The sequence below is a fragment of the Pseudomonas sp. ML2-2023-3 genome, from assembly GCF_037055275.1.
Classification (GTDB): domain Bacteria; phylum Pseudomonadota; class Gammaproteobacteria; order Pseudomonadales; family Pseudomonadaceae; genus Aquipseudomonas.
Genome location: NZ_CP146343.1, coordinates 554,140 through 568,908 on the forward strand (window position 1 = coordinate 554,140; position 14,769 = coordinate 568,908).

The following is a 14,769-nucleotide window of genomic DNA, read 5'->3' on the forward strand; positions in this document are numbered from 1 at the left end:
ACCAAAACCTGCGCGATTGCACCGGCATTGGGCGGCATAACTCCAGTAATACGTGCGGGCCAGATTATGCCCGCACGGCAACTGCTTCAAGGTACGTATGAGAGAAAATTCATACAAGCGTTTAATCCTGACTGCTACGTTACGTCGCAGCCACGGCGTAATTTGCCTGCGTGCATTGAGCGCGTTATCTGGAAAATACTCACCACGAGCAGACCGATAAAGGCCAGCAGGCTTAACTCGGGAACGCTCAAATCAAATATGGTCCAGTGAATATGAGTGCAGTCATCGCTGCCCCGATAGATCATCGAAAAAAATTCGCCGGGCGACATGCTGTGCCAGGCACAGGTCAGATCCGGCTGACAGAACATCAACTGTTCAGGCGCCAACACTTGCAGCCTGACCTGCCTCAAGGCACTCGCAGCGCCTCCAAGCGCCAGCAATGTGGAGGCAATGGAATAACACCACAGACCCAAACGCCGTGGGCCATGCACAAAAGCCAGCAGGTTGACGAGACAGAATCCCAGCAGGAAAAATCGTTGAACCTGACATAACGAACAGGGCTTTAGCCCGGGGCCATACTCCAGATACAGAGTTGCACCCATCACCAAGGCGCCGATGAGAAAGGCCAAAAAGAAAATTAAACGTGAGCCTGCCAAAAACATGGCTTTTCCGTAACAAATGAGACAGTTGGTTACGGTAGATGAAAGCCATTAGCCCTTTCAAGATGGGCCTGAGCGGATACTTCTTGAAGAAAGTTGGGAATTACCAACAAGAGCTGAAGGCTTAGAGTGCAAGCCACGTAGGAAATACCGACTCGTACCGCACCCACATTCTACTTCGGCCAGTCTGGCGTGCGCCGAAACGCAGCCAGACTGCCTTTTTCAGAGAGTCGTGGCCGTCGCTGGCAAAGGAGAGGCCAGCAAGCGTTCATCCAGCAGATTCAACCCTTCCTGAAAGAGTTGATTGCTGCGCGTTGTATCCCCTAACTGAGCCAGCAGTCGGGCCAGCTCTGCACAGGTTTCAGGGTTGCGCTCAACCTTCAGACTGCTTTCGAGATAGTCGCGGGCCTTGCCCCACAAGCTGTTTTGCAGACACAAGCGACCCAGGGTCAAGAGCAGGCTGGCGTCCCCCGGGTGGGTTTTCAACCATCCTTCGGCGACCTGCAACTGCTTGACCGGGTCGCTGCCGCGCAGCAGGCCATAGAGGCGCACCAGATGGCTGTCATAGTTGCGTTTGAGCGCCCCGCGCAACACTTCCTCAGCTTCGGCTTGCGCGCCCAACTGGCGCAACTGCTCGGCGTAGGCCAGAACCAGCGCAGGCTCCTGGCGTTGAGCCGAAGTGAGTTGTTGCCAGGAGCGCTGCAGCGATTGCAGCCCTGCCTCGCCTTCAGTTTCGCGCTGGGCCGCCAGGCTAAGATTTTGTCCCCAGGCCCGACGCTCAAGCTCGGCAAGCTCCTTGACTGGCAAAACCTTGTCCTTGCGCAACTCTGGCAGCAAGCGAATCAACGCCGCCCAGTCTCCACGCTGCTGGTGCAGACGCTGCAACTGGCGTAGCACCTGGACGTTATGCGGATGACGCTCGTGCATGGCTTGCAAGGTCACCAGCGCACCATCCGTATCGGCGCGGTCCACCTGCAGCTGGGCATGGCTCAAGGCAATGGCCAGCTCGGCTTGGGGCTGACGCTCCAGTGCGCGCTCAAGCAGGTTGTCGCTTTCCTCGTAATGCCCCTGCTCGTTGGCTGCGCGTGCGGCACCCAGGTAGTAGAGCAACGGTTGCGGTTCGGCTTCAGCGGCTCGCGCCAGATGCTTTTGCGCACTGGCCCAGCGACCTTCGGCAAGGTCCATCTGGCCTTGCTCGATGGCGATCTGAACCCGACGGCTGCGATTGCGCCGCGACCACGGGTTCACCAACCCGGTAGAAGCCGTAACCAGCTCCACCAGCAGCTTGCCTCCCCAGACCAGCAACCACAGGACTGCCAACAGAGCGAGCGTTGCCCATAAGCTGGATTCGTAGCGGAAATTTTTATAGGCGATCAGCACATAGCCCGCGTCCTCAGCGATTGCCAGGCCGATGCAGGCCGCAGCTGCAATCAACAAAAACACAATCACGTAGAAACGCTTCATGGAAGTGTCTCCTGTGCCGGGCTGGCAGCCGCTTTACCCGGCTCGTCGGCACGGACATGCCGGCGCTCCAGATAAGCCTGCACAGCACTCAGGGTGGCCGCGAGGTCCGGGGTTTTGACCGTGACCGGCTGCTTGCCGAGCTCGACCACCTGCTCAAGAATTTTTTTACTCTGCGGGTTATCCGGGTTGAAGTTGCCCTTGAGGACTTCTTGTGCCTGCGCCAAGGCCTGGGTATACACCGACTCCTGACCATTGAGGGCCGCCCACTGGGCTTGCTCCAGCGCAAGGCTCAAGGCCAGGCGAACTTGCGTCAGGCTTTGACCTGCCAACAGCGGGCGCACGTTTTTGTCGGCATTGAAGTCGATACGAATGTAATGCGAGATCTCATCCCACCACTGCGCCCAACGGCTCGCGCCATCGCCATCTGCCGTCAGGCTCGCCAGCGAATCACCTTGATTCTGATAGGCAGGGGCCAGTGCGCTGAGCTGCGCGACCTGGTCACGCAAGGCCGCCAGCTGCAAAAACAGGCCAGTGCGATCCGGCTGTTCAATGCTGCGCAGTGCCGCCAGGCTTTTTGCAAGTTGCTCGCGGGCAGCGAAAGAGCCCGGATCATTTTGCTCGCGTAAAATGGCGTCCGCCCCTTGCACCAGCGCCTGGGCGCTGGTGATGTCCTGCAGTGCCGACAAGCGCAAGGTGGCCAGCCGCAACAAGTGCTCGGCCTCGGCCAGACGCCAGTCCTTGCGGCTTTCACCCAAAACGGTTTCGAGGCGCTGGTTCAGGCGCTGCTGATCGCCTTGCAGCTGCACGACCAATTGACGCTGATTATCCAGCTCACCCGCGGAGGGTAATTGGTTGACGCGCGTCAGCAGTTGCTGCTCGCCCTGCTTGATCGACAGCGTTTGCGCGGCCAAGGCTGGCACGTCGCTCAGTTGCTGTTCGGTGGTGGCTTGCAGCTGTCGTACCTGCCACACCCCCCAGCCGCCGACGGCAATGCCGGCTGCGCCCAGCAACAGGGCGAAAACGGCCAGACCATTGCCTCGTCCCTGCGGCGCAGGGTCAGCATTTTTAGCCGGCGCGTCTGGCGCGGACTGTACGTGTTCTTTGGACAAGACTGTTTCGCTCACGAATCCATCCTTTGCATTAAAAAGCAGGTGCGGGATGTTCCCGCAGCGCCGCCAGCAAAGCCGTGGCACTCGCGCCACGACAATCCACAACGTTTTGCGCCCCGGCGCTGCGTGCCATCTCAGCAACCCGAGGGCTTGGAACAAACAATGGCAGACATCCAAGCTGCGGCCAGGTGTCGCCTGCCAATTGGCGTAAATGTTCAAAACCCTGCCCACTGCTGACCACCAGCGCGTTCAGGCGTTCCACTTTAACTCGCTGATACAGGGTCGCAGGCGGGTACGACGGCAGTTCGCGACGATAGAGTTCAAGATAGTCGACCTGCACTCCAAGGCTACGCATACGGTCCGCCAACATCTCGCGACCGCCCTCCCCGCGCAGGATCAAAACCCTGGGCTCATCACAGCCAACTGCAGCTTCGAACTCAGGCATCGCCAGCAGAGCTTCGCTGTCATCCCCGCATTGAGGGTAGCTAACATCAAGGCCGTAGTCGGCGAGAATCTGCGCGGTGGCGGCGCCAACACTGAACCACTTCTGCCGGGGCGCTTGCGGCCAGTATTGATTGACCAGCTCAAGCCCCAGACGCGCCGCAGGCTTGCTGACCACAATCACCGCGCAATAACGGTCAAGACTCGCAATCAGCGCTCGCTGCACATCAGTCAGGGCCAATGGCCTGATCGCCAGAAGTGGCAGGCTGGTGCTGAAAATCCCGGCAGCCGCCAGCTCATGGGCCAGGGCTGCCGACTCCTCGGCAGGCCGGGTCAGCAACAAGCGCCAGCCTGTCACTCGTGACCTGCCTCACCATAGACGGCTTTGAGGATATCTCCGGCGCCCTGGGCCAGCAGCGCCTCGGCCACCTGCACGCCCAGCTCGGTAGCCGCCTCACGCGGTGCCCGGGCATCAGCGCTCAGCAGCACGCCGCCGCTGGGTTCACCGACCAGTCCGCGCAGCCAGATTTGCTCGCCTTCGAGCACCGCATAGCATGCGATCGGGACCTGGCAGCCACCATTCAGGTGTTTGTTCAGAGCACGTTCTGCAGTAACGCGCACGGCGGTATCGGCATGGTGCAAAGGCGACAGCAAGGCATGGATTTGAGTATCTGCGCTGCGGCACTCGATGCCCACTGCGCCTTGGCCGCCCGCTGGCAGGCTGTCATCGATGCTGATGGCCGAGGTGATGCGGTCTTCAAAGCCGAGGCGGATCAGGCCGGCCGCTGCCAGGATGATCGCGTCGTACTCGCCCGCATCGAGTTTGGCCAAGCGGGTGTTGACGTTGCCCCGCAGAAAGCGGATCTCAAGATCCGGACGACGAGTCAGCAACTGGGCCTGACGACGCAGGCTGGACGTGCCGACAACGCTGCCATGCGGCAAGTCATCAAGGCTGGCGAAGGTGTTGGAGACGAAGGCATCACGCGGGTCTTCACGCTCGCAAATGCAAAACAGGCCCAGACCTTCCGGGAAGTCCATCGGCACGTCTTTCATGGAATGCACGGCGATGTCGGCTTCGTTCTCGAGCAGAGCCGTTTCGAGTTCCTTGACGAAAAGCCCCTTGCCGCCGATTTTCGACAGCGGCGAGTCCAGCAGCTTGTCACCACGGCTGACCATGGGCACCAGCGTCACCAAAATACCGGGGTGAGCCTGCTCTAAACGGGCTTTAACGTACTCGGCCTGCCACAGAGCCAGGGCGCTTTTACGGGTAGCGATGCGGATTTCGCGAGAGGACATGGATCAATCCGTACTGAAAAGATACGGCTGATAATAACAGCTCAGCCAAAACAGCTTTGACTTGTATCAGAAAGTCCTCGGCCTCCCTGGCCCAAAAACGGCGCACCAGCGCCTTTTTCAGCGCGAACTACAGCTGCTGCATCATTTTGCGTACACCCGCCACATGCCGTCGGCTCACGATCAGTGCATCGCCGTTGAGCCCTCTAAGGAACAGCTGGAAGTGCCCCAGCGGCGTGCGCTGCAAACGTTCGATCCGATCCCGCGCCACCAATGCATTACGGTGAATTCGCACAAAGCGTTCACCAAACTCGTCTTCGAGCGCCTTGAGTGGCTCATCGAGCAGCACTTCACCACCAGCGTGACGCAAGGTCACGTACTTATGGTCGGCTATAAAATAGATCACTTGGTCGATGGGGATCAGTTCAATGCCTTTTCGGGTTCTGGCACTGATATGACTGCGCGGACCACTGCCGGTTTGCGCGGCAGGCCGGGTGAGCGCGGCCAGCTGGATGCGATTGGGCCGGTGAGCCTCTTTCAAGGCGGCGCTCAAGTCCTGCGCAGTGACCGGCTTGATTACATAGCTGACGCCACTGTCCTGCAGGGCCTGCACGGAGAATTCGTCCGGCGCCACGCAAAACACCACCGAAGGCGGTAGCTCGCGTTCGCATAATTTGGCTGCAACCTGCAGCCCGTCCAGGCCCGGCAAGCGGATATCCAGTAAAACGACATCCGGCTTCAGGTTTTCGATCAGGGTAAGTGCCTCTTCGCCATTTGTGGCGCCAGGCTCCAGCAACGTGTAACCCCCAAGCGTGCTGAGCAAGTGGCTCAAATGCTCGCGGGCCAGGGTTTCGTCATCAACGATCAGGACATTCATATAGCGCTGTATTCCTGCGTGAGTCTCGCACAAGGATAGCGTAGACAGGTGAAGTGACGACTGTCACGGCGATCCACGCTAAGACTAGCGCGAAGGCCAAAAAGTGCCGCAAACCTCGCAGCAAAATTCACCTGTCTCGGTTGCTCGATTTAATACCGGATACGTCTGGCAATCTACAAAGACCTGCAATGACTGATCCATACGACCAACTGTAGACGGTTGCCAAGACGAAAGTATTCAAACGATACATTTCGTTTCGGATTTTTGTTTATACCGCACTTCACACAAAAACCTGCCGACCTGCGTCAACGCCTTGATTGGCAACCCTGTTATGATCCGCAGTAACTTTTTGTGTAACTCCCCCTCAGCCGATTACGAGCGAATCCATGAGCACCGACAAGACCAATCAGTCCTGGGGCGGCCGCTTCAGTGAACCCGTCGACGCCTTCGTTGCGCGTTTCACCGCCTCCGTCACTTTCGACCAGCGCCTTTATCGCCACGACATCATGGGCTCCGTGGCTCACGCCACCATGCTGGCCAAGGTCGGCGTGCTGACCGATGCCGAGCGCGACAGCATTATCGATGGCCTCAAGTCCATCCAGAGCGAAATCGAAGCCGGCACGTTTGACTGGCGCATCGATCTGGAAGATGTGCACATGAACATCGAAGCGCGCCTGACCGATCGCATCGGCGTAACCGGCAAAAAGCTGCACACCGGTCGCAGCCGTAACGACCAGGTAGCTACCGATATTCGCCTGTGGTTGCGTGATGAAATCGACGTGATCCTGGCTGAAATTACTCGCCTGCAAAAAGGCCTGCTGGAGCAGGCAGAGCGCGAAGCCGAAACCATCATGCCCGGCTTTACGCACCTGCAAACCGCACAGCCCGTGACATTCGGTCACCACATGCTGGCGTGGTTCGAGATGCTCAGCCGCGACTACGAGCGTCTTGTCGACTGCCGCAAACGCACCAACCGCATGCCTCTGGGCAGCGCCGCACTGGCGGGCACCACCTACCCGATCGACCGCGAATTCACGGCTCAATTGCTGAGCTTTGACGCTGTTGGCGGCAACTCGCTGGACAACGTGTCCGATCGCGACTTCGCCATCGAATTCTGCGCCGCGGCCAGTATTGCGATGATGCACCTGTCTCGCTTCTCCGAAGAGCTGGTGCTCTGGACCAGCGCACAGTTCCAGTTCATCGATCTGCCGGACCGCTTCTGCACCGGCAGTTCGATCATGCCGCAAAAGAAAAACCCCGACGTGCCAGAACTGGTACGTGGCAAAAGTGGCCGTGTATTCGGTGCACTGATGGGCCTGTTGACCCTGATGAAGGGCCAGCCGCTGGCCTACAACAAGGACAACCAGGAAGACAAGGAGCCGCTGTTCGACGCAGCCGACACCTTGCGCGACTCGTTGCGCGCCTTTGCCGACATGATCCCGGCGATCAAGCCCAAGCACGCAATCATGCGTGAAGCGGCATTGCGCGGGTTCTCGACCGCTACCGACCTGGCCGACTACCTGGTTCGCCGTGGCCTGCCGTTCCGTGACTGCCACGAAATCGTCGGCCATGCCGTTAAATACGGTGTCGAGACGGGCAAGGATCTGGCAGAAATGAGCCTCGAAGAACTGCGCCAGTTCAGCGATCAGATCGAAGACGACGTGTTTGCCGTGCTGACGCTGGAAGGTTCGGTCAATGCCCGCGATCACATCGGCGGCACCGCGCCGGCGCAAGTGAAAGCAGCTGTTGTTCGTGGCAAGGCGTTGTTGGCTACCCGCTAACTTCTGAGCAATACAAAAAAACGGGCACCTTCGGGTGCCCGTTTTTTATTCAGCGCCAGTACCCGCGTTATTTCTTGCTACTGATCCAGGCCAGAAACTGCGGCATGGCGGCTTCTTTGTCAGCGCCAATTTTTTGCACGTGCGGGTTTTGCTCCAGCCGCTCCAGCAACGCTTTGGCGCCCGGCATGTCAGCCAACAGGTCCAGGCCAAACACCTTGTGCCCAACGGCGCAGGCCAGATTGACGCTGCAAGCGAAGTAAATATCCGCAACACTCAGGGTGTCGCCCGCCACATAGGGGGCGAACTTGCCGTGACGCCTCAATGAAGCCATCCCTTCCAAGAGCTCGATGCGCGCTTTTTCCTTGATCGCTTCCGGCACTTTCATGCCAAAGAATGCTTCGGGGTAACACGCACGTGCAGGCAGCTCGATGTACAGCTCGATTTCCTTGGCCAGCGCCAGCACTTGAGCGCGCTCAAACGGATCAACCGGCAACAGTTTAGGGCCTGGCTGGGTCTGTTCGATGTACTCGAGGATCACACTGGTTTCATTGACGTAACCTTGCTCAACCCCCAGCACCGGGACTTTGCCACGGGGGCTGATAGCCAGTGCCTCAGGGGTTTGACCCGCGAAAAACGGCACTTCCTCAAACGGTACGCCCTTCTCCAGCAGCGCCAGTTTGACCATGTTGTAGTAGTTGCTGACTGCAAATCCATAAAGCTTGAGCATCACAAAGCATCCAGGCCGTGTAGGGGTTGGCTGAAGCTGTTATAGAGCTTCGTTACTGGACTGGCTAGCAGCATCACCCGGCTGAATACCGTTAGACTGGCCATCTTTACTTAAGGAGCCTGCCATGAGCGAGCCAGTTGATATCGATAACGAAGAAGAAGAGTTCGCCGAGTCCACGCTGATTCAGGCCATTGAAAACCAGATTGAAAGCGACAACCCGCCTGCCGCTAAAGCCACGTTCAACAAGCTGACGCTGGTCGGCTACGAGCGTGAAGACATCCTGCAGATGATGGCCCACGTGCTGGCCGTGGAGATTGACGCGATCCTCGAAGAAGACCGCGCCTTCAACACCGAGTGGTACGAAACAGCCCTGCGCGCACTGCCGACGTTGCCGCCAGAAAAAAACTGAACCCCGGCTCAGCCGCGAATGGCGGGGGCTCGCTGCCAGTCCAGTTCCGTGGCCGGCATCGGGCGCCCGAACCAGTAGCCCTGACCCAGGTTGCAGTTGAGGTCGAGCAGGAACCGCGCCTGCTCGACCTGCTCGATCCCCTCGGCGTGCACCTGCAAGCCCATGCTTTGTCCCAGCGCAATGACGGCACGCACGATCGCCACATCGTCATTGTCCCCGGGCAACCCGGCGACAAATCCCTGATCAATTTTCAGTTTCTGTACAGGCAACCGCTTGAGTCGCAGCAACGATGAAAAGCCGGTGCCAAAATCATCGATGGCCAGGCGCAAACCCAGCGCTCGCAGACGATGCATCTGTTCCAGTGCGACTTGAGAGTTATCCATCACCGCACTTTCGGTCACTTCCAGCTCCAGCAATGCAGGGTCCAGCCCCGTGTCTGCCAGCACCGTTGAAACCAGCGTGTACAGCTCGGGTCGCGCAAATAACCGGCTGGAAATGTTCACCGCCACAAATGACAATTTCAGGCCAGCCGCTTGCCACTGAACCATCTGCCAACAGGCCTGCTCCAGCACCCAGGCGTCAATTTCTGCAATCAATCCAGTGCGCTCGGCGATCGGAATAAACTCTCCCGGCGACAACAGCCCCCGCAGTGGATGTTCCCAGCGCACCAGCGCCTCAACACCAATCAGGCGACTGGTTTGCAGATCGTGCACAGGCTGGTAATACACACGCAGCTCGTGCTGTTCCAGGGCACGGCGCAAATCCCCGGCCACCTCAATACGGTACTGCGCATGGGCTGTCAGCTCTTCGGTGTACAAGGCATAGCCTTCACGCCCTGTGCTTTTGGCCTTGAACAGGGCCGAGTCGGCATTGCGCAGCAATTGCTCGGCATTCAATGCGTCTTTGGGGAATACGCTGATACCGATACTGGCGCTGATAAACAGCTGGTGTTTATCGACATCGAAGGCGCCTTTCATGACCTCCAGCACCTGTTGCGCAGCATTGGCGGCATGGGCCACTTGCGGGCAATTATCGACCAGCACGGCAAACTCATCGCCACCCAGTCGAGCCACGGTGAAGCCTTTGCCAAATACCCTCTGCAAACGGTCCGCGACTGCCTTGAGCAAAAGATCACCGACGTTATGGCCCAAGCTGTCGTTGATGATCTTGAAGTGGTCGAGGTCGACCATCAGCAGCGCACAGCCCGTCTGATGGCGCTGCGCAGAAGCCAGAGCCTGCTCGGTACGGTCAGTAAACAACAGTCGATTGGGCAAGTCAGTCAGCGGATCGTGATGAACAAGTCGTGCCAGTTCGCTCTGGGAGTTCTTGATCGCGGAAATGTCTGAAAAAACCGCGACATAGTGAGTGACCTGACCCTTGTCATCGGTAATCGAGCGGACTGTCTGCCATTGCGGGTAAATCTCGCCACTTTTACGCCGGTTCCAGATCTCTCCGTGCCAGTCACCGCTTTCGTCTATCGACTTGAAGATCGCCTCATAGAACGCAGGACCATGGCGACCCGACTTGAACATGTTCGGTCGATGGCCCAGCACCTCTTCGGCCGAGTAACCGGTGATCTCAACCAACGCTCGGTTCACATGCACAATTACACCGCGACTATCGGTGACCAGCACCCCTTCGCGCGTGCAATCAAAGACCACGGCCGCCTGGCGCAAGCGTTCCTGATCCTGACGCTGACGCTTCAAGCCGGGGCTCATGCCCAAAAAACCGAACAGGCGAGCCCGGGCGAAGAAAATCAGTACGGCACTGAAAAAGGCAAAAACATAACCGTTTATCAGCTGCCAATGCGCCAGCTGCGCTGAATCATCGAAATAACTGTTCAATAAATGATCAGTTGTCAACAGCCAGAAAACCGATAGCAGCCCGTATAACAAGGCCGTACGCAAGGCATCTCGGGAGGAAACAGACATAATAAAGTTAAAGCACCTACAAAAAAATGGGAATTATAGTGTAAGAAACATCCAGCCACTCTTATCTGAAAGGGCGACTGGTTTTATCTGGCTGCATGGTGATAATGCGTGTTGCAGTTTTTTTCATCTTCCCGAGGGCCAAACAGCCTATGTGGTACAACGGTTTTCTCGACTTGTCGGCCTGGCAACTGGTGGCAGTCACTCTGTTGATGACCCACGTGACCATTATCGGTGTCACGGTTTATCTACACCGCTACTCAGCCCATCGCTCGCTGGAGCTTAACGGTGGCCTGAAACACTTTTTCCGCTTCTGGCTGTGGCTGACCACGGCGCAGAACACCCGTGAGTGGACAGCCATCCACCGCAAACACCACGCCAAATGCGAAACCGTCGATGACCCGCACAGCCCGGTTATCAAAGGGTTATCGACCGTTTTGCGAAAAGGTGCAGAGCTGTATCGCGAAGAAGCTCAAAATCCTGAAACATTGCGTATTTACGGCAAAAACTGCCCTGAAGACTGGATTGAGCGAAATGTTTACTCGCGTTACAAAATGCTGGGCGTGGCAATCATGCTGGTCATCGACCTGCTGCTGTTCGGTGCCATCGGCCTGACCATCTGGGCCATTCAGATGATGTGGATTCCGGTATGGGCAGCAGGCGTGGTCAACGGCCTGGGCCATGCTGTGGGTTATCGCAACTTTGAATGCCGCGACGCTGCCACCAATCTGGTGCCGTGGGGCATCATCATTGGCGGCGAAGAGCTGCACAACAACCATCACACCTACCCCAATTCGGCCAAGCTGTCGGTCAAGAAGTGGGAGTTCGACCTGGGCTGGGCCTGGATAAAAGTCTTCAGCTTTTTGCGCCTGGCCAAAGTTCAGCGTGTAGCGCCAATTGCCCACCGGGTGGAAGGCAAAGGCAATCTGGACATGGACACCGCGATGGCGATCCTCAACAACCGTTTCCAGATCATGGCCCAGTACCGAAAGCTGGTCATTGCACCGCTGGTTCAGCAAGAGCTGGCCAAGGTCGATCACTCGGTGCGTCACCAGTTCCGTCGCGCCAAGCGCCTGCTTTCACGGGAGACCAGCCTGCTTGAAGAGCGTCATCACCAGCGTATCGAAACGATGCTGGAGCACAGCCACTCGCTCAAAGTGATTTACGAAAAGCGCCTGGCCCTGCAACAGATCTGGGTCAAGACCAGCACCAATGGTCACGACATGCTGGCAGCGATCAAGGAATGGGTACACGAAGCAGAAGCCAGCGGGATTCAGTCGCTGCGCGAATTTGCTCACCAGCTCAAGACCTACTCGCTGCGTCCTGCGACGGTTTAAAGACTGGCCCGCCTCCACCGATCAGGTGGGAGCGAGCTTGCTCGCTCCCACCACTACGGTTTATCGATCAGCTGCGAAAGCTGCGACATACCCACCCGCAACAAGCGAGCCGTCTTCCCGCCAGCCACCTGGGCAATCCCTTCTTCTGACTCCAGATTGGCCACTTGCGCCGCAAGATTCATCACCAGCGCTTCGCGCGAATACACCCCGCCACCCAAGTGATAAATCGCAGCTATCAACTCGCGCAACTCCAGCGGCAAGCGCCAGCGCGTGCGTAACGCCGAGCCGTAGGCGGCCCCGAATTCGCTCAGTGATGCGTCAATGGCCTGGGTGTCCAGCTCACCACCGGCCTGCTGCCACTCCTCAAGACTGCGCAACAAGGCCAGATCGCCCAATCGATGCAACAGCCCGGCACAATAGCAACGCTCCTGATCCAGATTGAGCATGCCCGCGAGCGTACGGCCGTAGTGCGCCGTACGCAGTGACACAGCCCACTGCTGTTCGGCGTAATCGGCCAGGCAAGGGTCCGTCAGTTGCGGGTTGCGCTTGAGGGTCAGCCCAAGGACCAGATTCATGCTTTGCGCAGCCCCCAGCGACTGCAACGCTTGTGCAAGGGTCTGGGCAGGGCTGGGGCGATGGTGTGCAGCGCTGTTGGCCGCCGCAATCATGACAGCGGTAATTTGCGGATCAGTGCCCACGCCCTGCTCAAGCCGTTCAAGGTCCAGTCCTTCTGGAGCGAGACTGCTCTTGAGCGCCGACTGCACATCAACCAGCAGCGGTGCACCATCAGAAGATGCACGGCGCTGCTCCAGAAACTTCCTGAGGGTCATGCCGGGGGCCAGCGGTGGTGCTTCGCACGAAATCTCTTGCCCTGCATTGAGCAGCAGCCCCTTGAGCCGCATGGTCAGGCCGGCAATGTCCAGCGGTGTCGTCAGGTAGGCTGTTGGCGCCAGCGGCAATGCTTCGCGCACACTGGCGCTGTCATTGCGCGCACTCAGCAAAATAAAAGGCTGCGCTGGAACAGCCCGGCGCTGACGCACAGTGCGCAACAAATCCAGGCCGCTGACTCCGGGCAAATCACGATCAGCAATCACAAGTCCGTAGTGTTTTTTGCTCAACTGCGCGAGCGCTTGCTGACCATCCCCACATACATCCAGCTGGGCATCACAACGTACCGTCAGTACCACCTGCTTGAGCAAGTCCTGAGTCCAGGGGTCGGCCTCGGCAATCAATACAGTGGGCACCGCGCTTAAATCTACAACCGTCATCCAATTTTCTCTCCGCACAATGCCTGCACCTTAGTCAAAGGCCGCACGCGGTTACAGAAAAAATCACCCAAACAGATAGTTCAAACGCAAAAAAACCGCCGAAGCGGTTTTTTTGTGTCTCAGATCACACCCTCAAGGGTGGACTCAAGCCAGTTCAGCGAAGCACTCTTCGATGATGGCCAGGCCTTTGTCCAACTGCTCGTTTGGCGAAGTCAGTGGAACCAGCACACGCAGCACGTTGCCGTAAGTGCCGCACGACAGCAGGATCAAACCTTTGTCGCGAGCCTTGGCAACCACTTGCGCCACTGCAGCCGCGTTTGGCTTGTGGGAATCGCCGCCTTCGAACAGCTCGACCGCAATCATCGCACCCAGGGCACGCACGTCACCGATCACCGGGTACTTGGCCTGAATGGCCTTGAGGCCAGTGACCAGACGCTCGCCAACTTCTTTGCAGCGATCCAGCAGGTGTTCTTCTTCAAACACTTCAAGCACTGCCAGCGCAGCTGCGCAAGCAATCGGGCTACCGGCATAGGTGCCGCCCAGACCGCCTGGAGCGATAGCATCCATATATTCCGCCTTGCCACATACACCGGCCAACGGGAAGCCGCCAGCGATGGATTTGGCGAAGGTGGTCAGGTCGGCAGCAACGCCCATCTGTTCCATCGCGAAGAAGGTGCCAGTACGGCCAGCGCCGGTTTGCACTTCGTCAGCAATCAGCAGGATGCCGTGCTTGTCGCACAGCTCGCGCAGGCGGGCCATGAATGCCTTCGGCGCCACGTAGAAGCCACCTTCGCCCTGTACCGGCTCGATGATGATAGCGGCGATGTCTTTAGGCTCGGCATCGTTTTTGAAGATGCGCTCGATGCTGGCGATGGAATCGTCAACCGAGACGCCATGCATTTCGCACGGGAACAGTGCGCGGAAGATGCCGCCTGGCATCAGGCCCATGCCTGCCGAGTACGGTACAACTTTGCCGGTCAGGCCCAGGGTCATCATGGTGCGACCGTGGTACGCGCCGGTGAAAGCGATCACGCCAGCACGGCCTGTGGCAGCGCGGGCGATTTTCACGGCGTTTTCAACGGCTTCAGAGCCGGTGGTGACCAACAGGGTTTTCTTGTCGAAATTACCCGGCACCTTGGCGTTGATCTTTTCGCACAGCTCAACGTACGGCTCGTAAGCCAGTACCTGGAAGCAGGTGTGGGTCAGCTTGGTCAGTTGCTCTTGCACGGCGGCAATGATTTTCGGGTGCAAGTGACCGGTGTTCAGAACAGCGATACCGCCTGCGAAGTCGATGAACTCGCGGCCTTCAACGTCGGTGACGGTAGCGTTTTTTGCCGATTCGGCGAAGATCGGGTGAATCTGGCCAACACCGCGCGGTACAGCGGCTTCACGGCGTTTCATCAGGGATGCGTTGGTCTTGTTGCTCATGGTGTCCTCATTCGCCGCTCTTCAAACGGCAGGGTTCAAGGCTGACGC

At 58.2% G+C, this 14,769-nt stretch carries 13 protein-coding genes and 1 pseudogene; 3 read left to right on the forward strand and 11 right to left on the reverse strand.

The window, feature by feature from the left end; translation table 11 throughout:
- Positions 1–134: 134 nt before the first annotated feature.
- The 7 genes and pseudogenes from V6P94_RS02455 to V6P94_RS02485 all read right to left on the reverse strand — a co-directional run.
- The gene (locus V6P94_RS02455; RefSeq protein WP_219262592.1) at positions 135–662 is read right to left on the reverse strand and encodes a disulfide bond formation protein B; all 528 of its coding nucleotides are present in this window, start codon (positions 660–662) and stop codon (positions 135–137) included.
- A 219-nt stretch (positions 663–881) separates the two neighbouring features.
- A complete protein-coding gene (locus tag V6P94_RS02460; RefSeq protein WP_133079292.1) occupies positions 882–2,123 on the reverse strand; it encodes a heme biosynthesis HemY N-terminal domain-containing protein in 1,242 nt (413 codons plus the stop codon).
- Positions 2,120–3,247: a uroporphyrinogen-III C-methyltransferase gene (locus V6P94_RS02465; RefSeq protein WP_133079293.1), complete on the reverse strand. Its 1,128-nt coding sequence runs from the start codon at positions 3,245–3,247 to the stop codon at positions 2,120–2,122. The genes V6P94_RS02460 and V6P94_RS02465 overlap by 4 nt, the downstream gene beginning before the upstream one ends.
- A gap of 16 nt (positions 3,248–3,263) precedes the next feature.
- Complete coding sequence (locus V6P94_RS02470; RefSeq protein WP_133079294.1) at positions 3,264–4,031, reverse strand: uroporphyrinogen-III synthase; 768 nt, start codon at positions 4,029–4,031, stop codon at positions 3,264–3,266.
- The gene (gene hemC / locus V6P94_RS02475) at positions 4,028–4,969 is read right to left on the reverse strand and encodes a hydroxymethylbilane synthase (protein WP_133079295.1); all 942 of its coding nucleotides are present in this window, start codon (positions 4,967–4,969) and stop codon (positions 4,028–4,030) included. The genes V6P94_RS02470 and hemC overlap by 4 nt, the downstream gene beginning before the upstream one ends.
- Before the next feature lie 127 nt (positions 4,970–5,096).
- Positions 5,097–5,843 carry a LytTR family DNA-binding domain-containing protein gene (locus V6P94_RS02480; protein ID WP_133079296.1) on the reverse strand — a complete coding sequence of 249 codons (747 nt, stop codon included), beginning with the start codon at positions 5,841–5,843 and terminating at the stop codon, positions 5,097–5,099.
- Positions 5,840–5,971: pseudogene (locus tag V6P94_RS02485) on the reverse strand (sensor histidine kinase); the annotation flags it as partial. The pseudogene V6P94_RS02485 and the gene V6P94_RS02480, both read right to left, overlap by 4 nt.
- 258 nt (positions 5,972–6,229) lie before the next feature.
- Here V6P94_RS02485 and argH point away from each other — a divergent pair.
- The gene (gene argH, locus V6P94_RS02490; protein ID WP_133079297.1) at positions 6,230–7,624 is read left to right on the forward strand and encodes an argininosuccinate lyase; all 1,395 of its coding nucleotides are present in this window, start codon (positions 6,230–6,232) and stop codon (positions 7,622–7,624) included.
- Between the two features lie 67 nt (positions 7,625–7,691).
- Here the strand turns inward: argH and V6P94_RS02495 are convergent, their stop codons facing one another.
- Positions 7,692–8,351 carry a glutathione S-transferase family protein gene (locus V6P94_RS02495; protein WP_133079298.1) on the reverse strand — a complete coding sequence of 220 codons (660 nt, stop codon included), beginning with the start codon at positions 8,349–8,351 and terminating at the stop codon, positions 7,692–7,694.
- 124 nt (positions 8,352–8,475) lie between these two features.
- On the opposite strand from V6P94_RS02495, the gene V6P94_RS02500 reads away from it, so the two are divergent.
- Positions 8,476–8,760 (forward strand): hypothetical protein, encoded by a 285-nt coding sequence (locus tag V6P94_RS02500; RefSeq protein WP_019824424.1) that lies wholly within the window; start codon positions 8,476–8,478, stop codon positions 8,758–8,760.
- Positions 8,761–8,768: 8 nt separating this feature from the next.
- Here V6P94_RS02500 and dibA read toward each other — a convergent pair whose 3' ends face one another.
- Positions 8,769–10,691: a phosphodiesterase DibA gene (dibA, locus tag V6P94_RS02505; protein WP_219262595.1), complete on the reverse strand. Its 1,923-nt coding sequence runs from the start codon at positions 10,689–10,691 to the stop codon at positions 8,769–8,771.
- A 149-nt stretch (positions 10,692–10,840) separates the two neighbouring features.
- Between dibA and desA the strand changes: the two genes are divergently transcribed.
- Entirely contained in the window at positions 10,841–12,025 is a 1,185-nt protein-coding gene (gene desA / locus V6P94_RS02510; protein WP_326398953.1) for a delta-9 fatty acid desaturase DesA, read from the forward strand.
- 53 nt (positions 12,026–12,078) lie between these two features.
- On the opposite strand, the gene V6P94_RS02515 is transcribed toward desA, so the two are convergent.
- Together V6P94_RS02515 and gabT are read right to left on the reverse strand one after the other, a co-directional pair.
- Positions 12,079–13,293 carry an HDOD domain-containing protein gene (locus tag V6P94_RS02515; protein ID WP_133079301.1) on the reverse strand — a complete coding sequence of 405 codons (1,215 nt, stop codon included), beginning with the start codon at positions 13,291–13,293 and terminating at the stop codon, positions 12,079–12,081.
- A 144-nt stretch (positions 13,294–13,437) separates the two neighbouring features.
- On the reverse strand, positions 13,438–14,721 hold the full coding sequence (gabT, locus tag V6P94_RS02520; RefSeq protein WP_133079302.1) for a 4-aminobutyrate--2-oxoglutarate transaminase: 1,284 nt from the start codon (positions 14,719–14,721) through the stop codon (positions 13,438–13,440).
- Between the last annotated feature and the right edge of the window lie 48 nt (positions 14,722–14,769).